This is a genomic window from Brevibacillus sp. HD3.3A (genome assembly GCF_013284375.2).
In the GTDB taxonomy this organism is placed as follows: domain Bacteria; phylum Bacillota; class Bacilli; order Brevibacillales; family Brevibacillaceae; genus Brevibacillus; species Brevibacillus parabrevis.
In genome coordinates this window covers 5,354,289-5,377,709 of sequence record NZ_CP085874.1, presented here as the reverse complement: position 1 = coordinate 5,377,709, position 23,421 = coordinate 5,354,289, and the positions used below count along the sequence as shown (strand labels likewise).

Annotated in this window: 29 protein-coding genes and 1 riboswitch; of the genes, 28 read left to right on the top strand and 1 reads right to left on the bottom strand. The window is 52.3% G+C overall.

The genetic code is table 11. The features are described from left to right. The first annotated feature begins 175 nt into the window (after positions 1-175). The 3 genes from HP435_RS25160 (at position 176) to HP435_RS25150 (ending at position 3,013) form a co-directional block, all read left to right on the top strand. Positions 176-910, top strand: a complete 735-nt coding sequence (locus HP435_RS25160) for an IclR family transcriptional regulator (protein WP_122963757.1) — start codon at positions 176-178, stop codon at positions 908-910. A 176-nt stretch (positions 911-1,086) separates the two neighbouring features. Next, on the top strand, positions 1,087-1,809 hold the full coding sequence (locus HP435_RS25155) for a DUF421 domain-containing protein (RefSeq protein WP_173597654.1): 723 nt from the start codon (positions 1,087-1,089) through the stop codon (positions 1,807-1,809). Positions 1,810-2,074: 265 nt separating this feature from the next. Beyond that, on the top strand, positions 2,075-3,013 hold the full coding sequence (locus HP435_RS25150) for a GNAT family N-acetyltransferase (protein ID WP_173599385.1): 939 nt from the start codon (positions 2,075-2,077) through the stop codon (positions 3,011-3,013). 22 nt (positions 3,014-3,035) lie between these two features. Here HP435_RS25150 and HP435_RS25145 read toward each other — a convergent pair whose 3' ends face one another. Then, the gene (locus HP435_RS25145; RefSeq protein WP_167470266.1) at positions 3,036-4,292 is read right to left on the bottom strand and encodes an ATP-binding protein; all 1,257 of its coding nucleotides are present in this window, start codon (positions 4,290-4,292) and stop codon (positions 3,036-3,038) included. A gap of 199 nt (positions 4,293-4,491) precedes the next feature. After that, a riboswitch (SAM riboswitch) is annotated at positions 4,492-4,612 on the top strand. A gap of 124 nt (positions 4,613-4,736) precedes the next feature. Here HP435_RS25145 and HP435_RS25140 point away from each other — a divergent pair. The 25 genes from HP435_RS25140 (at position 4,737) to HP435_RS25025 (ending at position 23,393) form a co-directional block, all read left to right on the top strand. Then, positions 4,737-5,756, top strand: coding sequence for a sugar ABC transporter substrate-binding protein (locus tag HP435_RS25140; RefSeq protein WP_063231736.1), 1,020 nt, complete (start codon positions 4,737-4,739; stop codon positions 5,754-5,756). A 78-nt stretch (positions 5,757-5,834) separates the two neighbouring features. Continuing rightward, the gene (locus HP435_RS25135) at positions 5,835-7,325 is read left to right on the top strand and encodes a sugar ABC transporter ATP-binding protein (RefSeq protein WP_173599384.1); all 1,491 of its coding nucleotides are present in this window, start codon (positions 5,835-5,837) and stop codon (positions 7,323-7,325) included. A 1-nt stretch (position 7,326) separates the two neighbouring features. Continuing rightward, positions 7,327-8,325, top strand: coding sequence for an ABC transporter permease (locus HP435_RS25130; RefSeq protein WP_122963766.1), 999 nt, complete (start codon positions 7,327-7,329; stop codon positions 8,323-8,325). Between the two features lie 125 nt (positions 8,326-8,450). Then, a complete protein-coding gene (locus HP435_RS25125; protein ID WP_173599383.1) occupies positions 8,451-9,260 on the top strand; it encodes an alpha/beta fold hydrolase in 810 nt (269 codons plus the stop codon). Between the two features lie 125 nt (positions 9,261-9,385). Then, on the top strand, positions 9,386-10,129 hold the full coding sequence (gene map, locus HP435_RS25120; protein WP_122963768.1) for a type I methionyl aminopeptidase: 744 nt from the start codon (positions 9,386-9,388) through the stop codon (positions 10,127-10,129). A 269-nt stretch (positions 10,130-10,398) separates the two neighbouring features. After that, positions 10,399-10,956 carry a DNA-3-methyladenine glycosylase I gene (locus tag HP435_RS25115; RefSeq protein ID WP_122963769.1) on the top strand — a complete coding sequence of 186 codons (558 nt, stop codon included), beginning with the start codon at positions 10,399-10,401 and terminating at the stop codon, positions 10,954-10,956. Positions 10,957-10,984: 28 nt separating this feature from the next. After that, positions 10,985-11,461, top strand: a complete 477-nt coding sequence (locus HP435_RS25110; RefSeq protein WP_122963770.1) for a DinB family protein — start codon at positions 10,985-10,987, stop codon at positions 11,459-11,461. A gap of 27 nt (positions 11,462-11,488) precedes the next feature. Further along, the gene (locus tag HP435_RS25105; protein WP_167470267.1) at positions 11,489-11,629 is read left to right on the top strand and encodes a hypothetical protein; all 141 of its coding nucleotides are present in this window, start codon (positions 11,489-11,491) and stop codon (positions 11,627-11,629) included. 514 nt (positions 11,630-12,143) lie between these two features. Further along, the gene (locus HP435_RS25100; protein WP_122963772.1) at positions 12,144-12,353 is read left to right on the top strand and encodes a hypothetical protein; all 210 of its coding nucleotides are present in this window, start codon (positions 12,144-12,146) and stop codon (positions 12,351-12,353) included. A 219-nt stretch (positions 12,354-12,572) separates the two neighbouring features. Continuing rightward, positions 12,573-13,250 (top strand): hypothetical protein, encoded by a 678-nt coding sequence (locus tag HP435_RS25095; RefSeq protein ID WP_229049757.1) that lies wholly within the window; start codon positions 12,573-12,575, stop codon positions 13,248-13,250. 384 nt (positions 13,251-13,634) lie between these two features. Continuing rightward, complete coding sequence (locus HP435_RS25090; RefSeq protein WP_122963775.1) at positions 13,635-14,087, top strand: hypothetical protein; 453 nt, start codon at positions 13,635-13,637, stop codon at positions 14,085-14,087. After that, positions 14,087-14,269 carry a hypothetical protein gene (locus tag HP435_RS25085; RefSeq protein WP_122963776.1) on the top strand — a complete coding sequence of 61 codons (183 nt, stop codon included), beginning with the start codon at positions 14,087-14,089 and terminating at the stop codon, positions 14,267-14,269. Before HP435_RS25090 ends, HP435_RS25085 begins: the two co-directional genes overlap by 1 nt. A 2-nt stretch (positions 14,270-14,271) precedes the next feature. Then, positions 14,272-15,609, top strand: coding sequence for a phage tail sheath subtilisin-like domain-containing protein (locus HP435_RS25080; protein ID WP_173599382.1), 1,338 nt, complete (start codon positions 14,272-14,274; stop codon positions 15,607-15,609). Next, complete coding sequence (locus HP435_RS25075; RefSeq protein ID WP_063231751.1) at positions 15,610-16,062, top strand: hypothetical protein; 453 nt, start codon at positions 15,610-15,612, stop codon at positions 16,060-16,062. An 11-nt stretch (positions 16,063-16,073) separates the two neighbouring features. Continuing rightward, positions 16,074-16,454, top strand: a complete 381-nt coding sequence (locus HP435_RS25070) for a phage tail assembly chaperone (protein WP_122963778.1) — start codon at positions 16,074-16,076, stop codon at positions 16,452-16,454. Between the two features lie 26 nt (positions 16,455-16,480). Then, positions 16,481-16,615 (top strand): hypothetical protein, encoded by a 135-nt coding sequence (locus HP435_RS29180; RefSeq protein WP_255679189.1) that lies wholly within the window; start codon positions 16,481-16,483, stop codon positions 16,613-16,615. Positions 16,616-16,692: 77 nt separating this feature from the next. Next, a complete protein-coding gene (locus HP435_RS25065; protein ID WP_173599381.1) occupies positions 16,693-19,191 on the top strand; it encodes a hypothetical protein in 2,499 nt (832 codons plus the stop codon). Next, complete coding sequence (locus HP435_RS25060; RefSeq protein ID WP_173599380.1) at positions 19,188-19,781, top strand: hypothetical protein; 594 nt, start codon at positions 19,188-19,190, stop codon at positions 19,779-19,781. Before HP435_RS25065 ends, HP435_RS25060 begins: the two co-directional genes overlap by 4 nt. A gap of 13 nt (positions 19,782-19,794) precedes the next feature. Beyond that, positions 19,795-20,748 carry an XkdQ/YqbQ family protein gene (locus HP435_RS25055; RefSeq protein ID WP_173597644.1) on the top strand — a complete coding sequence of 318 codons (954 nt, stop codon included), beginning with the start codon at positions 19,795-19,797 and terminating at the stop codon, positions 20,746-20,748. Between the two features lie 2 nt (positions 20,749-20,750). Further along, a complete protein-coding gene (locus HP435_RS25050; RefSeq protein ID WP_173599379.1) occupies positions 20,751-20,999 on the top strand; it encodes a hypothetical protein in 249 nt (82 codons plus the stop codon). Continuing rightward, entirely contained in the window at positions 20,999-21,433 is a 435-nt protein-coding gene (locus tag HP435_RS25045) for a DUF2634 domain-containing protein (RefSeq protein ID WP_122963783.1), read from the top strand. Before HP435_RS25050 ends, HP435_RS25045 begins: the two co-directional genes overlap by 1 nt. After that, positions 21,421-22,236: a baseplate J/gp47 family protein gene (locus tag HP435_RS25040; protein ID WP_173599378.1), complete on the top strand. Its 816-nt coding sequence runs from the start codon at positions 21,421-21,423 to the stop codon at positions 22,234-22,236. Before HP435_RS25045 ends, HP435_RS25040 begins: the two co-directional genes overlap by 13 nt. Continuing rightward, on the top strand, positions 22,233-22,805 hold the full coding sequence (locus tag HP435_RS25035; protein WP_173599377.1) for a hypothetical protein: 573 nt from the start codon (positions 22,233-22,235) through the stop codon (positions 22,803-22,805). The genes HP435_RS25040 and HP435_RS25035 overlap by 4 nt, the downstream gene beginning before the upstream one ends. Beyond that, positions 22,802-23,119, top strand: coding sequence for a hypothetical protein (locus HP435_RS25030; RefSeq protein ID WP_173597639.1), 318 nt, complete (start codon positions 22,802-22,804; stop codon positions 23,117-23,119). Before HP435_RS25035 ends, HP435_RS25030 begins: the two co-directional genes overlap by 4 nt. Position 23,120: 1 nt before the next feature. Beyond that, entirely contained in the window at positions 23,121-23,393 is a 273-nt protein-coding gene (locus HP435_RS25025; RefSeq protein WP_173597638.1) for a hypothetical protein, read from the top strand. The last annotated feature ends 28 nt before the right edge of the window (positions 23,394-23,421 follow it).

Sequence of the window (23,421 nt, the reverse complement as noted above, 5' to 3'; positions counted from 1 at the left end):
ATATTGTTCATATTTCGAAAAATCACTCTAAGTGTACACATTCTGATTTTGCACTGTCAATCGCTATTCCGCGCCAGATGTGGGGATTTGTGTAAAATTTTTTACGATTCACAAAATTGTAGCGAGTAGTTTAAGATATGAGATAGACGAGAACATAGAAAAAGGGGAAATGACAGTGATTCAATCGTTTGATCGGGCGATGGCGATTGCGACGGCACTTGCGTCGGACGAGCATAGAAAGTGGTGGACCATCAACGATTTGGCGAAAGAATGCCAGCTTCCGGTGAGTACGACTTATCGCCTCCTGTACACTTTGATGAATCACGATTTGGTGGAGCACGATGCGGCGACGAAGCAGTACACGTTGGGAATCAGGTGGATGGAGTTTGGACTTCGCGTCCTGGATCGGATCGATTATCGCAAAGTGATCAAACCGATGATTGAGGAGCTGGCCAGAGAAGTCGAGGAAAGCGTTTATTTCAGCCAGCCGAGCGGTTTGGAGTCGATCGTGGTCGATCGAGTGGACAGCCAGCACAATATTCGCATCTACGATCAGCTTGGCTTGCGCATCCCGATGCACATCGGTGCAGCGAACAAGGTCGTTTTGGCGCACATGCCAGAGGAGGAAGCGAGGCAGACCGTGCTTCAACTCGTCGGCGAGGAGGAGACGCCTGCATTTATGGAGAAGCTGGCCCAGATTCGCAAGGCTGGTTACGCGGTGAGTTTTGCGGAACGGACAGAGAATACTGCTTCTGTTGCCTCTCCGATTTTTGATTATACGCAAAAAGTAATCGGTGCTCTCAGCATCGGAATCGTCACCTTTGATTTGAAAGAAGAACGGTTGAACTATTTGATCGAGCGCGTGCAGGATGCTGCCCACAAAACATCGCAGCGGCTGGGGAGCATATAATTTTTTGGTCCATATAATGGAAAATTTTCTGCTATATGAAAATAGCAACGTCTTTTTCAAGGCCGTCAGCTCGGGAAATCGGGAAACGGCCTTTCTTGATCGGCGAACTTGTATAATTGCTTCCAAAACTTTACATAGTAAAATGAAGAAAGGCATAGAGCAGGGGGCACAAGTGGGTGGAGCTGTTCAGTGAAAGCTTGATCGTGATCGGGCGGGTTTGCTCGATTTTGCCGCTATTGTTGGTTGTGACGCTATTCATGGGAAAACGCTCGATTGGCGAGCTGCCTGTTTTTGATTTTATGGTGATCATCACGTTAGGCTCGGTGGCAGGGGCCGATATCGCCGAACCGAACGTCCACCATATCCCCATAGCTGTCGCGATTGTGACATTGGGCGTGCTGCAACGAATCGTGTCGCAATGGTCGGTCGTTTCCAGGCGCTTTGGCAAAATGGTCACGTTTGAGCCGACGGTTGTTTATTACAACGGCGAGTTTCTCGTCGATCAGCTGAAAAAAATCCGCTATTCCCTCGACAACGTGCTGCAAATGCTGCGGGAAAAAGATATTTTCGATCTCGCCGAGATTGATATGGCGATTATCGAGGCCAACGGGCGTTTGACGGTCTTGAAAAAATCGGCACAGCAGACCGTGACGAGACAAGATTTGCAAATCAAGACGGCTTCGACAGGCATTTCCTTGCCTGTGATTATCGAGGGGAAAATATGCGCAGAAGTGTTGACCTATCGCGAGCGGGATGAAAACTGGCTTTTGCAGGAGCTACATAAAAGCGGCGTCGCGGTTGAGCAAGTATTTTTAGCTACATTGAACCGGCAAAACGATTTGCTGTTTTTTGAAAAACATCCGAAGAACGAGCAACAAGTGCCGCCCGTTCATCATTAGAAAAAGGGAACAGAGCAATCAAACATGCGGAAGGATCGTCACGGATCGCTTGACAGAACGGTTTGGTCAGGCGGTCTTTTCTATGTAACATTTCCTTTTGCCTGCGACTATTTGGCTGAGCAAGAAAAAAGCCGGAAGAGGCCGCTGGTGTTTTCTTACGGCCGAAGATACTCGCTTGCAAATCCTTTAATCAAAAATATTTTATCAATTTAAAATTATTTGATAAAATAAACGCGTATGTCATCCAAGCCGAGGAGGAATGGCTGTGCTGGTTTTGAAATCAATGGAGCAATGTACGGTGGCAGAGACTGTTTTAGCTTACAACAGAGGGTTTTCCGGGTACTTTTTCGATCAGTCGAAGACGGCGGACACGCTCATCTGGAAAATGGGGAAAGAAGAGTTGTCGCCAACGCATTCGCTGGTTGCGTTTGTAAACGGCGAGCCTGCCGGAATTGTACTGAATGGAATTTGGGAGCGGGACGGGCAAAAAGTTGGGTGGAATGGTGGGACAGGGGTAGCGCCGGAGCATAGGCGGAGCGGAGTCGGCCAAGCCTTGATGGAAGCGACTTTGCAAATATATCGGGAGCAGGGTGTACAGCTTGCGGCGCTGGTCGCCATTCGGGAGAACGACAGGGCGATAGCCTTGTACGAGAAAATAGGCTTCGCCGTCTGTGACCAGTCGATTTTTCTGGAACAAAAAGCTCATGACCACAAGCGGTCACATCCAACTTCGCTGAAAAACGTCGAGGCGTCTTCCACAGAAGAAGGCGTGCTTTCCGCTTTGCAAAAGGAAGCAAGTCCGTCCTACGAATTGCTTGAAGGCATGCCGGATGACGTGTATTCATTGGACTTTTGGACCAAACCGCTTTGGGATATTCAGTGGAGAACGATTGAGAACAAGCAAGCGGTACTCGTCCGCGATGAGAACAAACAAGTAATCGGCTATGCCTTGTACAGACGGATTTTTGAAAACGGAAAACAAACGACAGCTTTGCTGTTTCAGTGTGAGGCAAGGCCGGAACGGGCCGACCGGGAGGCGATTGTCAGAAGTGCTCTTGCCCATGTGTTTTCGCCATGGGACAAGGAGCTGTATCGCCTCACGGTCAATTTGCCAGTTTCCAACGAAATGGCCATCCGTATTTTGCAAAGGGCAGGTTTTGAGGTGATGGCCGAGCAAGTATTCATGACCAGGTCGCTCGTTTAAGCCCAGATCACTCGACTGACGGCTAGGGTTGCGCGTGATACGGAAACGTGATCGTGAATTTGGTGCCGACTTTTGGCTTGCTGGACACGCTTACCGACCCGCCGAACGCGTGGATGACGTGATAGGAGTACGTAAGCCCGAGACCGGTTCCGCTTGTTTTCGTCGAGAAATAAATGGACCCGAGGCGTTTGATCTGGCCTTCGTCCATCCCGATGCCGTTGTCTTTGATGATCAGCATGGCGTTGCTTTTCTCAATGAACAGCGAGAGGGACACTTTGCCGTTGACCGTCTCCTCACAAGCTTCGATCGCATTTTTGATGAAGTTGACCAAGACTTGTTTGAACTCGTCGGGATTGGCCAGGATCGTGACAGGCTTTTCATAAGCTTGCAGCTCCAGCTCGACATTGTGCATATTGGCAAAAGGCAGCATGACTTCCCGCACGACGTAAAGCTGGTCGCATACGTTGATTAGCTCGGTGCGCTCCTTGAGCGGCTTGGACAAAGCGAGATACTCGGTCAGGATCGCTTCCGTCCGCTGGATTTCGTCCATGCTGATGCGGATGTACTGATCGGTTTTCGTAATATTTTCAGGATTTTCCTGGATCAGGCGCAAAAATCCTTTGACCGCTGTGAGCGGATTTCTCACCTCGTGAGCAAGCGATGCGGCGACATGGCTCATCGTTTCGATTTTTTCATTTTGGGCGTGTCGAATAAACAGTTCTTTGTCGGATACGCACTTGCTAAATAGCGACAACAAAAGCCAAATTCCGACAAAGTTTTGAACGGGGATCACGAACAAGTAGTAGGCAGGATGATGGGATACATAGGTGGGAAAGTATAGATAGGTCAACCCCAAAGCTACCAGGGAAAAGAGCGCGCCCGTCAAAAAAATATACAGTGTTTTCCGATAACTGGCTTTGTAACGCCGATACATCAGGAGGGAGATGGAAAAGGTGACAACCAGGGCAAGCAGCGCGAGCCAGATGCCTTCACCACCCAAATAATAGCGGTATAGCGCGGACTCGATCAGCAAGACCAGCGCGATCCGCACTCCCCCATAGACTAGGGCAAAAAATACGATGATGTGCCTGATATCGAAAATCACGCCTTCCGAGACGCTGGTCGCGAAGGTCATGGCCAGAAACATGCAAATCGAGCTGGTCACAAGAATGAAAGCGCGGCTGTAATTGCGCATTCGGTCGCGGTAATAAATATTGAACAGGACAAATGGCGTCAGAGCAAAAAACATCTGCAAAATTACTTCTTTTAGTAGAATCATCGGACATCCCCATCGCAAATTTGCATGGCTGCTTCAATCTACGATATTTCGACAAGAGCCTACACGATTCCTCCAAAATTTGGACGCGCCGACGGAATAAATTTAAAGGAGAAAAGTTTTAAAAACCTAGTTGACAGATGGGTAAAACACGGATTATAGTCTCTATATACTAATACAAAGGTTTCGAAAATAATAACTACTCTTATCCAGAGAAGGCTGAGGGAATGGCCCTATGACGCCCGGCAACCTAGCTGGCAAGATCAATGTCTTGCGAGCCAAGGTGCTAACTCCAACAGGTAGCGATACCTGACAGATAAGAGGCGCGAATCTTGTCGATCAAGCCTCTTTCATCTGTTGAAAGAGGCTTTTCCTTTTGGAAAGGGAAGGTCGTCGCCTCCTCAGCTTGCAGCACAACAAGGAACAAAGAAAAAGGGGGATTTTTCGATGAAAAAGAAACTGGGCCTTATCACATCACTCGTACTGGCAGTATCGGTGGCCTTGACCGCGTGCGGCGGCGGAGCCGATACGAAAAACACGGCGGCAAACGGCGCTTCCGGCGAAAAAGCGAAGCGGATTGCCCTGATCATGCGCCAAAATGTAGGAACGTTTTCGGCTCAATACATTAACGGTGTGAAGCAGGAAGTCGAGAAAAACGGCGGAGAGCTGACAGTATTCAACGCAGATACGGATTTGTCGAAAATGGCGTCGAATCTTGACGCTGCGGTCAACCAAAACTTCGACGGCATCCTGATCGACCACGGTACAGCGGAAGCGTTGCAACAAGGTACGCAAAAAGCTGTCGACAAAAAAATCCCGGTCGTTCTGTTCGACACAGACATCAAGCTGCCTGGCGTGCCGATTGTTGAGCAAGACGACAACAAGCTGGCAGAGCTGAGCCTGGAAAAGCTGGCGGCAGATTCCGGCGGCAAAGGCAACATCGTGAAAATTTGGGTGGCAGGCTTTGCCCCGATGGAAAAACGTCAGGTGACTTATGAAGCGTTCCTGAAAAAATATCCGGATATCAAGGAAGTCGCCGCTTTCGGTTCCGCGACAAACAACACGGCGCTGGATACCCAAGCACAGATGGAAGCCATCCTGAAAAAATATCCGAACAAAGGCGACATCACGGCTGTATGGGCATCTTGGGATGAATTTGCCAAAGGGGCAACCCGTGCGATCTTGCAAGCAGGCCGCACAGAAATCAAAGTATACGGCATCGACCTGAGTGATGAAGACCTGCAACTGATCCAGGAAGCAAATTCGCCATGGGCAGCGACTGCAGCCGTAGATCCATCGAACATCGGACGCACTCACGCAGCGGCTATTTTCCAAAAAATCAAAGGCGAGCAAGTGCCAGACAGCGTGAAGCTGAATCCGGTGCTGGTGAAACAAGAAGATTTGCCTAAGGACAAAAAAGTGACAATGGGCGACTTGTCCCAGTACGTGAAAGAGTGGGGCAAGTAAGCATATAAAGCTGGTTGATTTGGCTATTCCCGTTGATCAGTCAACGGGAATCTTGCTTATTTAAGGGGGGGGCGAAAAGTGTCCAGCTTGCAGATGAAAGGGATTGTGAAGCAGTTCTCCGGCGTTCCTGCGCTGCGTTCGGTCGATTTTGAGGTCAAGGCTGGCGAGGTTCATGCGCTTTTAGGAGCGAATGGAGCGGGGAAAAGTACCTTGATGAAAATTTTGACGGGCGCGTATCAGTCTGACGGGGGGAGCATCACGATTGACGGCAAAGAGGTGTCGATCCAATCGCCCCAGGATGCGAAAGCTTTAGGCATCCAGTGCGTGTACCAGGAAGTGGATACGGCGCTGATCCCGTACTTGAGCGTGACGGAAAACATTTTGCTCGATCAGATTGTCTCGGCAGGCCGCAAAGGATTCATGAACTGGCCGAGCTTGCACAAGGAAGCGGAAAGCATTTTGCAGAGCTTCGGCTTTTCCATCCCTGTGCGCATGCTCGTCGAGGAATGTACGCTGTCCGAAAAGCAACTGATCCTGATTGCCCGCGCGACCGTGCAAAAAGCGAAGTACGTCATTTTTGACGAACCGACAGCTCCGTTGAGCACGAAGGAGAGCGAGCGGCTGTTTCTCATCATTGACCAGTTGAAAAAAGCGGGTGTCGGGATTATTTACATTTCCCATCGCCTGCCGGAAATTTTTGAGATATGCGACCGAATCACGATCATGCGGGACGGTCAACTGATCGTGACGAGCGAGACGTCCCACACGACGATGGATGAGGTCATCGGCAACATGCTGGGCAAAAGCTTCGAGGAAGAGTTCCCGAAAGTCGAAGTGCCTGTAGGCGGGGTGCTTCTGGAAGCTGCGGGAGTGGTTGGCGGCAAGGTTCGCCGCGCCGATTTGAGCGTTCGCGAAGGCGAGATTGTCGGGATTGTCGGGCTGGTTGGAGCCGGGAAGACGGAACTGGCGAGACTTTTGTTCGGAGCGGATACCGCCGAGGCGGGACAAGTCAGGCTGAACGGCAAAGAGGTGCGGCTGCGGTCGCCAAAGGACGCTGTTGATGCGGGAATCGTCCTCGTACCGGAAGAGCGGCGCAAAGAAGGCATTTTTGTCGAGGAATCTGTCCAGAACAACTTGTCTGTCTCCGCTTTGGAGAAGTGGTCGCGGCTCGGATTTGTCCGCAGAGGGGCAGAAGCGAAGCAGGCGAGGGAGCTGGTGAGCCGTCTGGGCGTAAAGACGGCAGACATCACACAGCTGGTTGGCTACCTCAGCGGAGGAAACCAGCAAAAAGTCGCGATTGGCAAATGGCTGGATACGGATGCGCAAGTGTTCATGTTCGACGAGCCGACCAAAGGCGTCGACATCGGGGCGAAAAGCGATATTTACCGCCTGATTGGAAAGCTGGCGGAGCAGGGCAAGGGCGTTCTCTACTTTTCTTGCGAGTTTGCCGAAGTATTGGGCATTGCCGACCGGATTTTGGTCATGTTTGAAGGGAAAATCGTCAAGGAGCTGAGCCGCGCGGACGCGACACAGGAGACGATGATGTATTATGCCAGCGGGGGTGAGTAAGGTGGAAGGTAAAAAATTCAGCTTGTTTGATTTTATTTACAAATACGGTACAGTCGCAGTAATTGTGATCGTCATGCTGTTGTTCAGTCTGACCAATCCGTATTTCTTCACGTACGACAACATCACGGACATTTTGCGTTCCATCTCGATCGTAACGTTCGTCGCGATTGGCGTTACGTTTTCACTGATTGTCGGAGGCTTCGACTTGTCTGTCGGTTCGACGGTGTCGTTGACCACAGTCGTTTCGGCTTCCATGATGGTCTGGTACGAGCAGGGCGTGTTTGCCACTTTGGTCGTCCCGATCGCGCTCAGTCTGATTGTCGGATTGGTCAACGCTTTTCTGGTCGTCAAAATCCGCATTCCCGATCTGCTGGCGACACTGGCGATGCTGTACATCGTCAACGGACTTCATATGACTTATTCAAAAGGCTACTCGATTTACGCCAACATGCCGTTGGAAGACGGTTCGATGGCTCCGGGGAAATTCCAGGAATGGTTCCTCTGGCTCGGACAAGGCAAAATTTTATCCCTGCCTGTTCCCGTCATTTTGACCTTTTTATTGGTCGCGGTCACACACGTCTATTTGGCGTATACTCGCCAAGGGCGGATGCTGTACATGACGGGCGGCAATCTGGAAGCGGCGCGTCTCTCCGGCATTCCCGTGAATCGCTATCGCACGCTCGCTTATGTGTTGTCTGCCCTGTTCGCCGGACTGGGCGGGATGCTTTTGGCAGCGCGGATCGGTACGGGCCAGGTGAGCAGCGGCGGCTCGATGCTGATGGATGCAGTGGCGGCCGCGTTTGTCGGCTTCTCCGTTTTCGGCGCGGGCAAGCCGAACGTATTTGGTACGTTCGTCGGCGCGATTTTGATCGGGGTGTTGCTGAACGGCATGACGATGCTGAACGTGCCGTATTACGCCTACGATATTATTAAAGGAACGGTACTGGCGCTTGCTCTTGCGGTGACGTACTATCAGTTGCGCAGGAAAAGAAAAGCGTAAAACATGGCTGTACAGGCAAGGCAGGGAGCTGCGGGAATGCAGGCATCCTGCCTTTTTCTTTTCAATAAAATGGAAAATGTTTCACATGCAGCATCCCTCCGCTATAATACTCTGGGGGGATATAAGTGATCCATTATAAGACGTACATACGCGGAGATGCCTATGAATGGGTAACCTTCGTCCACGGGGCGGGCGGCAGCTCATCCATCTGGTATAAACAGATCAAAGCTTACAAAGAGCATTTCAATATTCTCCTCGTCGATTTGCGCGGTCACGGCAAGTCGAAGCAGCATATGGGGAAGCCCAGGGCTAAATACACGTTTGAAGACATCAGCAAAGATATCATTGAGGTGCTCAAGCACGAGAACATTGCTTCCACTCATTTCGTAGCGGTGTCGCTGGGCACGATCATCGTCCAGATCATCGCCGAGCTTGCGCCGCAAAAAATACGCTCGATGGTTTTGGCGGGAGCCGTGACGAAGCTGAACTTGCGCTCGCAAATCTTGATTGCGCTGGGCAATCTCGTCAAGCATATCGTTCCGTACATGTGGCTGTACAAGCTGTTTGCCTGGGTGATCATGCCGCGGGAACGCCATCGCGAATCCCGCTCCTTATTTGTCAGAGAAGCGAAAAAGCTTTGTCAAAAGGAGTTCAAGCGCTGGTTCAGGCTGACGTACGGAATCAATGCGTTTCTCGCGGGGCTGCTGACGAAAGAGCCTGCGATTCCCGCGCTTTTTATCATGGGAGATGAGGACTATATGTTTTTGCCCTCGGTCCAGTCGTGTGTAAGCCGCAGAAGGCACGCCCAGCTTTGCATGCTGGACAATTGCGGCCATGTCGTCAATGTGGATCAGCCGGAAGAGTTCAATCGTGTCTCGATCAGCTTTATTAGGCAGCAGGCAGGGGGAGGACAGTACGTGGTCAGTCCGGCCTAGCGCGCCTGGCTTGCCGTTTGGTTCAAGCCTTTGGCATTTGCGATTTGCGCGGAAGTGTGTTCCAATAAATGGGAGCGGAGCTGGAAATAAATTTTGGCCATATATTTAATGAAGGGGGAAATGACATGTCGATTCAAAATGAGCACGATTTGCTCGCTTTGCAACGGATCGGGAGAATCGTGGCAGAAGCGAGAGAAGCGATGCTGCAGGCCGTTCGGGCGGGGATCACGACAAAAGAGCTGGACCGGATCGGCGGCGATATTTTGGCGAAGTACGGCGCGCGCTCCGCACCTCAGGTGACGTACGACTTCCCCGGGCAGACGTGCATCAGCGTGAATCATGTTGTGGCGCACGGGATTCCCGATGGAACGGTATTGAAGGAAGGCGACATCGTCAATGTCGACGTTTCCGCAGAGCTGGAAGGTTACTTTGCGGATACAGGCGCTTCGGTTGTCGTGGGACAGGGAGAACCTGTGAAGCAGGCGCTGTGCAAATGCGCAGAGGAGTCGCTGTACAAGGCGCTGGATTCGGCCAGGGCTGGCTCCAAGTTGAGCCAGATCGGGCGCATCGTCCACAATGAAGCGAAGGCAAAAGGATTTACGGTCGTCAAAAACCTCACAGGCCACGGCATCGGCAAAAGCTTGCACGAGGAGCCGACGGACATCCTGAACTACTACGACAAATGGGACAAACGGCTGCTGACGGACGGGCTTGTGCTCGCTGTCGAAACGTTTATTTCCACAGGAGCCGAGTATGTGCAGGACGGGAAGGACGGCTGGGCTTTGGTGACGCCGGACAGAAGCTACACCGCCCAGTACGAGCACACCGTCGTCATAACGCGCGGCAAGCCGATTATTTTGACGGCTTGAGCGTTTTTTTTCACCGCGCGCGGTGATTTTGCGAGCGTGAACAAAGAGAGGAGGCCCTATTGCGCTGATAGGGTCTTTTTTGTGTGAAAAACGTCTCGACGTTTTTTATGAAATGGGATGTGAGCGCTTGCGGTCAACGAAACGGTCATGACCGTTTTGCTTTGGGAGAAAAATTGCGAGAATGAGCAAGAATAACTTGCAGAATAGCCAAAGATTGTATATTCTTTGTACAAGAATATATGTTCGTATTTGCTGGGAGGTTCCTTTTGATGAATCGATGTGGCTGGGTGAATCAGGACCCGTTGTATTTGGATTATCACGATCATGAGTGGGGAGTGCCTGTCTACGATGACCGGCTGCTCTTTGAATATTTGAATCTGGAAGGCGCGCAGGCGGGGCTGAGCTGGTACACGATCCTGAAAAAGCGGGAGAACTACCGCCGGGCTTTTGACAACTTCGAAGCGGCAAAGATTGTGCAGTACGACGAGGACAAGATCGAGCAGCTTTTGCAGGATGAGGGCATCGTGCGGAACAAGCTGAAAGTCAGGGGCGTCGTCAAAAATGCTCACGCCTTTCTCAAGGTCGTGGAGGAGTTCGGCTCCTTTTCCAGCTACATCTGGTCGTTTGTTGGCGGCAAGCCGATTCACAACCACTTTCAGGAGCTAAAAGATGTGCCTGCCTCCACCGAGATCAGCGACAAGCTGAGCAAGGATTTGAAAAAGCGCGGGTTTACGTTTGTCGGTTCGACGATCTGCTATGCGTTCATGCAAGCAGTAGGGATGGTAAATGACCACGTGAAGACGTGCGATCTGTATCAAAAAGACTAAAGCACAGGCAATGAGAGGAGGAGCAGACATGAATGCGACTGATCTTTTGATTCTGAATTTCGAGGAAGTCAGACGCCGCAGCATCAAGGTGTGGAGGGCGATCCCGGAAGACAAGCTGGATTGGAAGCCCGACAACAAAGCGTTTACTTGCGGGGAAATGATCCGGCACGTCATCGAGGGCGAGTTTTTGTACCATCAGATTTTGATTCAAAGAGGCAGCTCCGCTCTGTCTGCTCTGCCGAATCCGTATGACACCAAGCCGTTCACCTCGATTGAGGAAGAGTTGGCTTTTGCTAAGCCGTATCGGGACGAGTTTCTCGCCTTTGTCAAAGAGTTGGACAAAAGCGACCTGGAGAGCATCCGCATCGACCGTTCCGATGTCGGGTACGTCAGGACATTGGGCGACATGCTGCTCCGGATTGCGTACCATGAATCGGTTCATACCGGGCAGTTGCTCGATTACATGAGGACGATGGGAATCGAACGTCCGAACATTTGGGATTGAGTAGAACGGAAGAAGCTTGGGGGAATAATGCAAAAGAGCCAGCGTTCTCTGCATCGGGTGGAGACGCTGGCTCTTTTGCGTTTTTTGCGCACGGCTTTTCAGCTATACATGGTGGATGGCGTAGTTGGGAACGCTCAGGCAGAAAGGCAGCAAGAAAGCATTACGTAACCAACGAAGTATGAGAGTGGTATACTTTTCGAGTTGTGGCTATCGTTCAAAGCACGGTTCTTTTCCAGAGAATCGCGCTTCTTTTTATGCGGAATTTTGCAATAAATACAGGGGCATTTAACCCCGTTCGATCAAGAAAAGTCAAGGAAAAAAATGATTGGAAATAACTTGAACTGAAATGAATTGTATGAGATACTTGTACTAACAAAGAGAACAAACGTTCCTGTCTATCTTTTAGGGGAAGCAAACTATCTTATTTCCAAAAATGGAATCAGGCAAGGAGTGAGAGTATGCAAAAACAAGCGATAGGCCGTATCGGCTGCATAGGCGAGAGTTCTCATTGCCGAGTGCGCAGAGGACGGTCAGGAGAGTGCAAAGCGGTACTCACGAGCCAGTTCCCTGTGCTCTCCCCGAAGAAGAATCTCGTTTTGGCAGGCGAATGGACAAGCACGAAGCTCAGCCGAGGAAGCACGATCAGAGAGCGCCTATTGATTCAAAGTAAGGATGGGCAGCGATGATGTCGATGGATTATGTCCAGGTGCTCGCTGTGGTCGTTTGTTTTCTCGTGTTGGTAGTGACATTCAAGCATGTCGATTTGCAGATTCGCATCAACAACATTTTGGATGTGCAGTTGAAGGCGAACAAGGAGAAAGAGAAGGAGGCAGAACCGAGTGAGAAAAAAATCGATCCTCCTGCCCATGAAAAGCAGCATCCGCAAGAATAGTTGAGGAGTCGGCGCTGTCCTTTGTTTCCATATCATTCCATGGGGGAAGGGGATTTTTGCAGAGATGATACAGGCAGCATTGATCGTTGCTTGCGCCCTGTTGGTCGGAGTGATCATCGGGCAGAGCATTTTAGCAGAAAAGGTACGAAAAAGATAGATAGCAGCAAAACGAAACGATGTATCTCTACAGCTTTTACGAGAGAACGAGGGGGAAAGAGAATGACGACGACAACTTTGATCAGTAAAGACATGTTGATGGAAGCGGTGTGCGAAGGTTGCCCGGCGACGTGCTGGGGGAAGCGGACGCATTGCCAGGTCCATGACCAGCATATCGGCAAAATTGAATCGTGCCCGGAGTGGGACAGATATTTGCAGCAGCAGCAAGCAAAGCCAGCACGGCCGATTCAGAAAGAGGCGAGTAAACAACGGGAAGTCCGCTTTGATTTGCACGAGTTGGCTCCAGCCCTCTCTGTTTTGCAAAAGACGGAAGAAGAAATTCGCGATTACAGCTACATGCAAATCGAGATTGTCCGCATTCAGCGCTATTTGCGGGAAGCCGGGGAAGGCATGGTCAGCCAGTACGGATTGGATTCGGCCATGCCAAAAGGCCAAGGCTCCCACAGCGACAAAACACACGCGGAAGTCGTTCGCCGGGAACGGAAACAGAAGCGGCTGCAAAATTTGCAGGACAAAATCGAGCGGATCAACAGAGCGGTAGAAACGATTCGCAGCGAACAGGAGCGACTGATTGTGGAAGCGCTGCTGGATGGGGAGAAAAACAATTTGATCGCCAAAGCGATCGGGGTGTCCCGCCAACGCTACTACGAGATTAAGCGGAGTGCTGTGCTGAAAATGGCGTGGGCGATGTACGGGGATGAAATGCAGCAGACGGGATGAAAAAGCGAAAAGTGAATACGCAGAAGATGCGAGAAGCTCGATTTTGGCGCGACATGCCAGGATCGGGCTTTTTTTTTTGGAGCTGGAATGAAGTAGCTGGAATCGTTGAAAGAGCTGGAACGATCTTCGAGCGGCTTTTTCCAAAAGGGCGGGCGAATCACTGGCTAACAAGGCTGACAAGAGCTGACACTCCCTGACACTTACGTGAAAAATCCATTTTGATCCGCGCAAAAGGTTATAATGGACTCAAGCGAATCAAGTAAGAGACACAAGAAGCCATCTGGTCAATTGCCGGGTGGCTTTTCCTGTTCGCTAATCCGACGAAGGAGGGAGCTGGCATGTGACAAACAGCAGGCAAGCAGTGCAACCAAGGGAGGTGGGAGGATGGAGGATCGCGAGTTGTCCGTTCTTTCCGAACTGATCGGGGAAGCTTATCCGCAGCTGGCAACGGTCGTCAACGTCGACGACTGGATGGCTCAGCGTTTTTCCGCACCGGCCGCGTTTTTGCTGACGCAAGGCATCGGGGAGACGGGCAGGAGCCATGCTTCCTATCAAGTGCAGTCAGAGGCGTGGATCGTGCTGCATTATCCGAAAACAGCTGGCGTGTACCAGAGGCTGTCGGACGAGCCGCTGCGCCAGCTTTTGCGCAAGTCGCAGTACAGCTATCGCGGTACGGCGTCGGATTTGTCCATCGACATCGACAGCTCGACATTGCGAATCTGGCGGGATAAGCGGGATCGCACGGAAATTGCGTTTCGGTTTACGTACGTCGTCACGGTGCCGAAAGCGGCGGAAGCGACCATCAACGAATTTGAGATTGAGGAGGGACGTTCCTAGTGGCAAAAAAAGAGCAGCAACCTGATGTTGTGAAAACAAAACAGGAGTGGATTTTGAGCGCCGCCTATCTGGAAGCCGAACGGTTCGAGGTAGCAGGCGCTCTTTTTATGGCGGCAGACAACGAGCAGCTGTCGGAAGGGCAAGTAAAAAATCGATTGACCAAATACAAAGGCGGGGTGTAAGCATGACAATTCAACGTGAACGGCCGGGCGTAACGGTCGAACTGATCGCAAAGGCAAAAGAACGAGTAGTACCAAAGAGCGGTGTTGTTCTGGTTCCGTACCAGGCAGAGTGGGGAGCGCCGGATGAACTGGTGAAGCTGGGCAGCTACGAGGAGCGCATGGCGCAAACGTTTGGCAAAGCGGATACGGTCGAACTGGCGGCAGAAGGCGGGGCAACCGTCCTGGCGTATCGCATGACGAACGGAACAGCGGCGAAGGCAGCTTACGAGCAGGCGAATGCCGTGCGGATCGAGGCGCTTTATCCGGGCTTGCTGGGCAACGACTTGCGCGTCGTCATCGTCGCTTCTACTTCCGAGCCGGGCAAAAAGGAGCTGCAAGTAAAAGGGCCGCTGCAAACCGAGAAGTTTTCGTTTGCGGATGCAGATGAGCTGGTGGCGAAAACAAGCCAGTCGCTTTACCTGCGCGTGAAAAAGCTGGGCGATGCGGCGATTGCCGTAGCTTCCGAAGCGAATTTGACAGGCGGCACCAGCGGGACAGCGGCACTCTCGGCAGCGGATTCCAGCAAGCTGTTCATGGCTGTTTCCGGTGCGGATTTTGACGCCATGTACTTGCCGTTCGACGATGCTTCCGTGCAGGCAGCGGCCAAGCAGTTTATGAGCGATCGCCGCAAGCTGGGCAAAAAGCTGAGCACGCTGGTCATTGGCGGCAAGGCTGCGGACGATGAAAACATGGAGAAGCATGTGGAGCGCTCTGTCGCGCAAAATGCCCGTTATGTCGTCAATTGCGCCATCGCTGGCCAGCACAACAATGGAAACACATATGGCAGCCTGCAGTGGGCGGCATGGGTAGCGGGCATGATCGCGGCGACGCCTGCGCACGAATCGTTGACGGCGGTTGTCGTGCCGCTGAAAAAAGCGCTGAAAGACTGGGGCCACACCGACATTTTGCAAGCGCTCAGCTCGGGAACCTTGGTCGCCACCCGTGACGGCGAGGTGTACATCATCGAGAGCGCCGTGAACACGTTGGCTGTTTTGGGTGCACACGAGCGGGAAGATTACGGCAAAATCCGCGTCAGCATGACGCTCGACCAGATCGTCAACGACATCAATGCAGTCGGCAAAAAGTACAAAGGCAAGCTGGGCAACAACGACCTGGGCGGTGCGGTGTTTGTGTCTGCGGTCAACACTTATTTGACCGTGCGCGAGCAGCAAGGCGCGATTGAGACAGGCTGGACGTTTACAGACAAAAAGAACGGAAACGGCGATCGCCGCGGCTTCCTGCTGTCGGCCAAGCCATTGGATGCGATCGAATACTTTGACATTGACTGGGAGGTGCTGTAATTGGCTATTGCACGCGATATCAAACTGAAAAATTGCCAAGTTTACGATGAAAATGGAGATCCGATCTACGGAACACTGGAGGGCAAAATGGTCCTCAAGGTCGAGTACGGCGACACCAACCGTCTGCAAAAAGGGAAAATCCAGACGGTCAATGACTGGCATGTAGAGGTCACGCTGAAAATTACGGCTACCAACGCCGCTTTGAAATACTACTGCGTCGAGCAATTGACCCAGGGCAAAACGCCTGTGCTGCCGTTTTTGATTGGAGAGACGCTGGACAAGGAAGCGGGCAACTCCGAGCGCGTCCGCATTTCCAACATCGTGTTGAATCCGGAAGAAATCACGCTGTGGGAAGCGAAGGCAGACGGCAACGATCACGCTACCTACGACCTGAAAGGGATGTCCATCGACAAGCCGGACTACCTGGATGAATTGCCAGCTTACATCGAATAGGAGGAAGAGACATGAGCAAACTGCAAAAATATTTGGCAAAAGCGAATGAACAAGCGCCGCGCAAAGAGGTGGTTGTCGTCATCGACGGCGACGAGTGGAAAGTACGCCAACTGAACCTGTCCGAGCTGCGCGAATGCGAGCGCATGGCAGACAAGGGAGAAAAAACGGACTGGTTCCTCTATAACGATGCCCGAATCGTCAAGGCGACCGAGCATGAGTTTCCGTGGAACCAGGAAGAGCTGAAAAAGGCGTACAAGGCCGGAACGAAGTACGAGCTGGTGGAGAAAATTTTCCGCGACAATCCTGAGGGATACAGCAAGCTGCTCCAGGCAGTGCGCGATGTAAACGCAGGCCAGTCGGAAGAAGAGGCCATTGAAGAAGCAAAAAACTGATCCGATCTGACGGAGAGGCTTGGCACATGTGCCGCGCTTTTTTAAGAGGCCGGGGCCGTCCGTCGGATCTGTTGGAGTACGATGTGGACGCGTACAAGCAAAAGCTGTTCGTGATGGCTTGCCAGATGGTCGAGCTGGAGGATGAGGAAAGGGCCGGGTGAAGGGGCTTGGCTTTTTCTGATCCCGCTTTAGGATATAAAAGGAAGTTGGATGACAGTTAAGACAGGAGGTGAAATGAATGGCAACAGATGCTGCTAGATTGAAAGACACGCGTTCGGAAATGAAGCGCATGCTGCACGAAATGGGCGCGATGACCAAGGAAGTAGGCCGAGCAGGACGGGAAATGCAGAGCATGACCAATAAGCTCTCCGCAGGACTTAGTCGAATGAAGAGCGACGTTCAGAAAGTCAGGGCCAGCATGGATGAGCTGAACAAAGTGAAGCCTAAAGTCAAATTTGTAGACATTGCCCCCAAGTTTGACGACATGAAAAAGGAGTGGGCCAACTTAGGGGGACTCTGGAATGGTGTTGCTTTTGGCACATCGATGGATGGAGTCAAAACGGAAGCCAAGGCTGCGGGGCAAGAGCGGGCTATTTATGCAGGCAGTGGAAAAAGCGCTGCGGAAATGAGAGTTTTCGAAGAGATGGCCGCGAAATTGACAAGGCTCAATCCTTATCTGACCGAACCCGCGGCGATGGCTCTGATTGCAAAAAGCGGGAACGTCGATCCCAAAATGGTGGAAGAGGCAGCAAGACTGGCTGTCACGACTCGTCTTGCCGGGGAAGAAAGTGTAAGAATGATGACAGCGATTGGCGCCGCAACACAGGCTGATGCCAAACCTGAACAACTGGCGAATGCGCTTCAGTATATGAACAATGCGGGAGCAGGCAATCTTAGCCTCAAGCTGGTAGATTCCCTCGCGCAATTCAACACAGCGAATGGCAAAATGCTGAATACCCCAGAGAAACTGGCTGCCGTGGTCGGAGAAATCAGCCAGCTGTCCCTGAATAGCAAGGAGTTTGGCGCCCTGTTGATCAAGGGTCAGGAATATAACGCCAATGGTGGACTTGTACAGCTTCTTGCATCCAAATACGAAAAGCAAATTCAGGAGTCTGACCCGGAAAAGAAACTAACCGACGAGCAGAAAAAAGCCATGGCACAACAAAGAGCCGAGGAAGATTCCAAAAGGCTTGCTATAGGGCTGGCTTCTACAGACAAAGACGAGCAGCGAATCGCATTGGGAAAAATGATGATGCTGATTGCTGCCTCTTCGAACGCGGCGGAACAGCAAAAAGCCATGGCCAGTCTGGGCGGCGATTCGGGAAATATTGTGGAGAAGACGGTCAAGATTGCCTCCGGCGATATGAAGCCAGAGATGAATAACGAGGTAGATAAAGCATATGCAGCTTCATCCCAGGCCGACCCGTTTTTTGCTACGCTTCAGGCTCAGGCAGAGGCGAAGCATGAGGCGATGGACGCGATCGGAAAAGTAACTAGCGATTTGTCGGGTGTCACTGCGCTGGTCTCCAAAACAGCTGCACTTTTCACCGGCTGGTTCAACAGTTGGGATGAGACGGTAAGGAAAGGTGCCGTATATACGGTAACGGCTGTGACCGTCATTTTGACAGTCGGTGCCCTTGCAACAAACATCTGGACGAAAACGAAAGCTTTTTTCACTACGGTAGGGGGGCTTATAGCCAGAATAGGCAAAAAAGGAAAAGCAGCGGAGGAAGAAAAACCGCTCAATCCGGATGCAGGAGGAAAACGAGAGTGCTGCTGCTGTTGCTGCTGCGACGGTTCTGGCGTAGGTGGTAAAAAGGGGAATAAATCCAACAAAAACAATAAGGGTAACAAAAAAAATAACAGCAATAAAAACAGGAACGGGTCGAACAAGTCTGCTGCTGGTAATGAAGCGAACAAGCAGACGGGAGGCAACCGCAATGCAACCGCAGTTGGTGCAGTCGCAGTCGCAGGCGCAGCTCCTCTTGGCATCAGTGCAGCTGTGCCAGGTGCTTCTCCTCTAGACATGATGCCTGAACTGCCGGACATGACTGAACTGGATAGTGGCGGCCGAGAGAAAGCGGATAAAACCGAAAAAGCCGGAGGAAAAGGCTCCTGGAAAAAGATCGCGAAGGCAGGATTGAGAAGGGTACCGCTCGTTGGAACCTTGCTCGGTGTTGCGACAATCGCCGGATCGGAAAATAAAGTGGATACGGCAGCACAAGTAGGTGCAGAAGCGCTTGGTGGATGGGGAGGCGCAGCTGCTGGCGCGGCGATGGGAGCTGCTGTAGGCTCCATTGTTCCGGGACTTGGGACAGCAATCGGAGGAGCGATCGGCGGCATCATTGGTGGCTTCGGAGGTTCTATGGCGGGAGGCGCGATCTATGACACAGCAAAAAATTGGTGGCAGAACAGGTCGCTTGCGAAAGAAGGAGATACAGCACAAAAGCAGCAGCTTTTCGGAAAGGAGCGGCGCAGGACACGCGCACCTCAAGCAGCGCCGCAAAGGTCAACTGCCCCTGCCTATTCACCAGCAGGAAATCCGAATGCAAAAACACAGAGCGTCTCCTTGACGATCCCACAACTGACAATTTCTTTGCAGGCGGACGGTGTGCTGCAAGATATTCCGACGATGCTGAAAATGCTCAATGATCCAACTGTCAGCCAAAGAATCAGAGCGATCATCGAGAGGGCACTGTTGGACGCGCTGGAGACAAGAGGAGGAGTGGTGACATGATTCGCATGCAAGGCAAATACACACTGACATTCCCGGTCACTCCAGCCGAAATCCAATTTCGCGGCTACGGTAACGATGTCGAAGGCACCACGTCGATCACGTTGCTCGCCGCCAATCGCATCTCGGCCAGACGTCCGAAATCGATCAGTTTCGATTTCTTTTTGCCGGGAGACATTACAGCTCCTTACATCGAGGTCAAAGGCTACCAAGGTCCGAGATCGTGGCTTGCCGGATTGGAGCGGTTGACAGGATCAGAGGTGCTGCTGACGATCGACGAGTTGAATCTCGCCTGGAATGTGCTGATCGGGCCGTGCGATGGCAAGTTTCAGGGGAAAAACGTCGATTTTCACGGCTCGATTGAGCTGCCGCTGTTTGTAAAAGACGAATTTATTACCTGGAGCAACCAGACGCAGCTTCTCTCCCCTGGCGCCGTCATCTCGCGGCAGCAGCCGGTTCGTCCCAATACGAGCGGCAAGGTAGCGAAAAAGACGAAGAAGCAGAAGGCGATGACTCAGTCTGCTGGCAGCAGCCGGGCTGAGGACATGCGCATGCGGATTCAAAAAAAGCTGGAAGACGCACACGGATTTTAACGGAGATGATGAGATGAAAGTCATATATGGGAAGGAACAGACTCGATATGACCTTTCCCCGGCTGTCACAGAGCTGTCCTGGTCATCGTCCCGCGGGCAAATCGCCGGGCAGTTGAGTGTGCAAATCAAGGAAGCCCCGCCCCTGCAAGCGGCGGGCTTTTTGATGCTCTTTTCCGGCGATCAGCTAAAAGAAGCGCAGCAAATCTTCCACGGTCCGCTTGTCCGCCTCGATCGCGACGATCGGACTGGGGATTTGTCCGCGACAGCTTACGAGCTTGGCTGGTATTTGCAAAAAAACGAAGTCTCCCGCATCAAGCTGGACGGCGATGCCGGAACGGAGCTGGCGCGAGTCATCAAGGCGGCGGGCGTGAACATAAGCTGCCCGCCTTTTGGCTTCACGACCAAAGAGCGCATTGCTCCCCAATCATATACGGCTCTGTTCACATCGCTGACCGAGCAAGCGTACGAGAAAACAGGCGCCCGCTATTTCGTGCAGTACCAGCGCGACAAGCTGACCGTTTTGCCGGAGGGAGCAAACCCGATCGTTCCGCTGTTCAAGGCAAGCTTGCTTTCAACAAGCTCCACAGGCGAGAGCATCGAGGATGTGTACACGGTGGTGACAGCAGAGCGCTACCAGGACGACAAGGTGGCGAGCAGTGCGACGAAAGCGAACGAGAGCCTCGTCAAGCAAATTGGCCGCATGCAAAAGGTCATCGACGCCGGGGAGGACAAAAATGTTGCCGCTTTGGCAGCGAAGCAGCTTGCCGAGCTGTCCAAAATCCCGCTGACAAGGTCGATCTCGGTCCGTCATGAGGACGAGCAGGCGGCAAGGCTTCGCGCAGGCTGGCTGATCAAGATCATGGAAAAGAACAATCAGACCATTACCGATTGGATCGTCACCAGTTGCAACGCTCACTGGAAAGGCGGGCAATACACAATGGATCTGCAACTGGAAAGGAGGACGTAACCATGCAATCCGTCATTGCAAAGCTCAGGGGATATACACAGGACGGGCTGGTGAACACCCGAGGGGAGTTCGGACAGCTTTTGTCGCTCACGCCGTTGTCCGTCAAGCTCGACGAAGACCCAACGCCTTTGGAGCCGGATGAAATTGTCGCCTTGCGCTCTGCGGAGTTGCGCCAGGAGGACGTAGGGAAAAAGGTTGCCCTGCTTTCCTGCACGAACGATCAATACCTCCTGCTCGGGGTGGTGGAATGATGTTTCCCCAGTTGACGGGCACGGAAGACATTTTGACGGCGCAAACGGACGAGCCGATTCCTTGGACGTATCAGTTCGATTGGGAGACGAAGCAGTTGAAGCAAGGGCCAGATGGCCGCTATTTGCGCACGAGAACATATGCAGAATACTTGCAGGAGACGGTGCACAAAATTCTCCACACCCGCCGCTTTCGCTACGCGATTTACTCGGAGCGGTACGGGGTGGACTTTTTGGCGGAAAAAGGCCGGATGCGCTCCGGTTTGTCATTGCCGACGATCAAGGCGCAGACGGAGGAAGCGCTGGAGGCACACAGCGAGATTGAGCGCGCTGTCGTGCAGGACATTCGCTTTGCGGGCGGCCGGGTCATTTTGCAACTGGAGATAGAAGGAACAAGAGGCACAACCCGATTGGAGGTGGATGCATGGCAACGATAGACAGACCTGAAATGCCGATTTTGCGGGAGACGCCCGAACAGATTTACCAGCGGATCGCGAACCGGATGGCTGTGCTCGCGCAGAAGCGCGGGGAGACGCCGCCGGCTACGGGAGAGGGGGAAATCCACTACGATTTGGCCTACCCGATTGCCGAAGAGCTTAGCGAGCAGCAGCAGCTTTTGGAGTACGGCTTTTTGCAAGCCTTTCTTCCTTGGGCAGACGGTGAATATTTGGACGCGTCAGGCGTCTTTTTTGGCCTCCCTCGCAATGAGGGAGAAACTGACGATGCCTATCGTAAACGTTTGCTGGATCGAGCGCGCTCCGAAGAAGGCGACGGCCGCCGCCAGGACTATGAGCGCTGGGCGCGAAACGTTGACGGCGTAGGCGGAGCAGTTGCTGTGGAGAAGGCGTGGCACGATCTGTCGATTGATCTGTACATCACGGATGCGAGCGGTCAGCCTGCCACGGAAGAGCTGGCGAATACTGTGCGTACCAAGCTGGAAGACAAAAGGCGGGCTTTGCACGAACTGCGGGTGCTGCCAGCCAAGGTTTATCCCGTTTCGATTGCAGTGAAGCTGGCGCTGCGCCCCGATGCTGAGCAGGCGAAGATCGAGGAACAGATTGCTGCCCAGGTGAAAACGTATTTGAAAGGGCGTTCGCAGATCGTGTACCAGCAGATCGGGGCGCTCTTTTTCGTGGACGGGGTCGTCGACTTTGCGGATTACACGCTGAACGGCCAGGAAGCCAATTTAACCGTGCCTGCTGACTCTGTCGCTTCGCTCGCTTTGGCGGTGACGACATGATCCCAGAACGCTACAGGCAAATGTTGCCGCCGCAATGGTACGAGAACAAGGTAGCGGAGTATCATTTCGAAGGCGCAGCAACTGCAGTCGATGCTTTTGCCGCGGAGCGGGAAGACGTTTTGCGGCAGTTCCATCCGTGGTCAGCGACCTGGGGGCTGGATGTTTGGGATTGGATTTACTTTGGTCAAAAGCAGCTGCTGGGTGTTGAGGAGCGGCGGAAGAATATACGGCAGAAGCATTGGGCGTACCTTGGCTTTACTCCAAGCGTATTGCGGGCGATTGGCTACAGTTCGTCAGCATTCAAGCAGGTACGAATGGTCGAGGATTTTGAAAAGAAAGTGATCCGGTACGTTTACCCGATTGAGGATCGATTCGATACCAAAAATGCGGTACAGGCCGTCGAGAAAATCCGGCCTGTTCATTGCAACGGGGTTGCGTTCGAGCCTGTGTCGCTGGAGAGAGTTGAACTTCGGGACGTGCTGGTTGTTGGAATTAAAGAGTACCACAAGGTCAGTGAGTTTCGTGTAGGGATGACCCCAATCAAACGATACGAGGAGGTGGTCAGATGATCACGCAAAGCTACCTACAAACTATGCGAGATGACTTGTTGGCACGGGTGACAGGCGGCGACATCTTGCTGAATAATGCTGTTTCTGTTCCGATCCATGCAGTTTCTATTGCGCAGCATCCGATTGCAGGTATTCAAGACGGGATTGCTTTGGAGGTGTCGGCGCAGCACATTGCCAGCGTTCCGGTTATCACCAGCGCAAAGCTGCGCACCAGAACTGGGGCGGTCGTCGCAGAAAAGATCGCTACTATTGAAATGAACGGTGCTCAGTTCGTGAATCTGACCTTTGTTATCGAAGTGAAAGGAGGCGTGTAGGATGCCGTACAACGCCAAGATGGACTGGAAACAAGATGACCCAGTAACCGAAGTGGACATAAACCGTTGGGAACAAGGCATAGCAGACGCGCACGCACAGATCGCCGTACTCACCGCAGACGTATCGAACCTGAAGACACGTATGAACGTGATCGAGAGCACGCTGCCGGAGAACTTTCTGTACAACCACTTCAAGGATGATCTGAGCACGATCAGCGGCATTAAAGTGATACGCGGTTACTACAACGAGGCGCAAAGCAGGCTGGAGGTATAGCTGTACAACAGTCGCTCACCCGAGCGGC

Excerpts from the sequence above, each read along its gene's own strand:
- HP435_RS25145 (WP_167470266.1), bottom strand. The coding sequence starts at position 4,292 with ATGATTCTACTAAAAGAAGTAATTTTGCAGATGTTTTTTGCTCTGACG.
- HP435_RS25140 (WP_063231736.1), top strand. The coding sequence starts at position 4,737 with ATGAAAAAGAAACTGGGCCTTATCACATCACTCGTACTGGCAGTATCG.
- map (WP_122963768.1), top strand. The coding sequence starts at position 9,386 with ATGTCGATTCAAAATGAGCACGATTTGCTCGCTTTGCAACGGATCGGG.
- HP435_RS25115 (WP_122963769.1), top strand. The coding sequence starts at position 10,399 with ATGAATCGATGTGGCTGGGTGAATCAGGACCCGTTGTATTTGGATTAT.
- HP435_RS25110 (WP_122963770.1), top strand. The coding sequence starts at position 10,985 with ATGAATGCGACTGATCTTTTGATTCTGAATTTCGAGGAAGTCAGACGC.
- HP435_RS25105 (WP_167470267.1), top strand. The coding sequence starts at position 11,489 with ATGCAAAAGAGCCAGCGTTCTCTGCATCGGGTGGAGACGCTGGCTCTT.
- HP435_RS25100 (WP_122963772.1), top strand. The coding sequence starts at position 12,144 with ATGATGTCGATGGATTATGTCCAGGTGCTCGCTGTGGTCGTTTGTTTT.
- HP435_RS25095 (WP_229049757.1), top strand. The coding sequence starts at position 12,573 with ATGACGACGACAACTTTGATCAGTAAAGACATGTTGATGGAAGCGGTG.
- HP435_RS25090 (WP_122963775.1), top strand. The coding sequence starts at position 13,635 with ATGGAGGATCGCGAGTTGTCCGTTCTTTCCGAACTGATCGGGGAAGCT.
- HP435_RS25080 (WP_173599382.1), top strand. The coding sequence starts at position 14,272 with ATGACAATTCAACGTGAACGGCCGGGCGTAACGGTCGAACTGATCGCA.
- HP435_RS25070 (WP_122963778.1), top strand. The coding sequence starts at position 16,074 with ATGAGCAAACTGCAAAAATATTTGGCAAAAGCGAATGAACAAGCGCCG.
- HP435_RS29180 (WP_255679189.1), top strand. The coding sequence starts at position 16,481 with ATGTGCCGCGCTTTTTTAAGAGGCCGGGGCCGTCCGTCGGATCTGTTG.
- HP435_RS25065 (WP_173599381.1), top strand. The coding sequence starts at position 16,693 with ATGGCAACAGATGCTGCTAGATTGAAAGACACGCGTTCGGAAATGAAG.
- HP435_RS25060 (WP_173599380.1), top strand. The coding sequence starts at position 19,188 with ATGATTCGCATGCAAGGCAAATACACACTGACATTCCCGGTCACTCCA.
- HP435_RS25055 (WP_173597644.1), top strand. The coding sequence starts at position 19,795 with ATGAAAGTCATATATGGGAAGGAACAGACTCGATATGACCTTTCCCCG.
- HP435_RS25050 (WP_173599379.1), top strand. The coding sequence starts at position 20,751 with ATGCAATCCGTCATTGCAAAGCTCAGGGGATATACACAGGACGGGCTG.
- HP435_RS25045 (WP_122963783.1), top strand. The coding sequence starts at position 20,999 with ATGTTTCCCCAGTTGACGGGCACGGAAGACATTTTGACGGCGCAAACG.
- HP435_RS25040 (WP_173599378.1), top strand. The coding sequence starts at position 21,421 with ATGGCAACGATAGACAGACCTGAAATGCCGATTTTGCGGGAGACGCCC.
- HP435_RS25035 (WP_173599377.1), top strand. The coding sequence starts at position 22,233 with ATGATCCCAGAACGCTACAGGCAAATGTTGCCGCCGCAATGGTACGAG.
- HP435_RS25030 (WP_173597639.1), top strand. The coding sequence starts at position 22,802 with ATGATCACGCAAAGCTACCTACAAACTATGCGAGATGACTTGTTGGCA.
- HP435_RS25025 (WP_173597638.1), top strand. The coding sequence starts at position 23,121 with ATGCCGTACAACGCCAAGATGGACTGGAAACAAGATGACCCAGTAACC.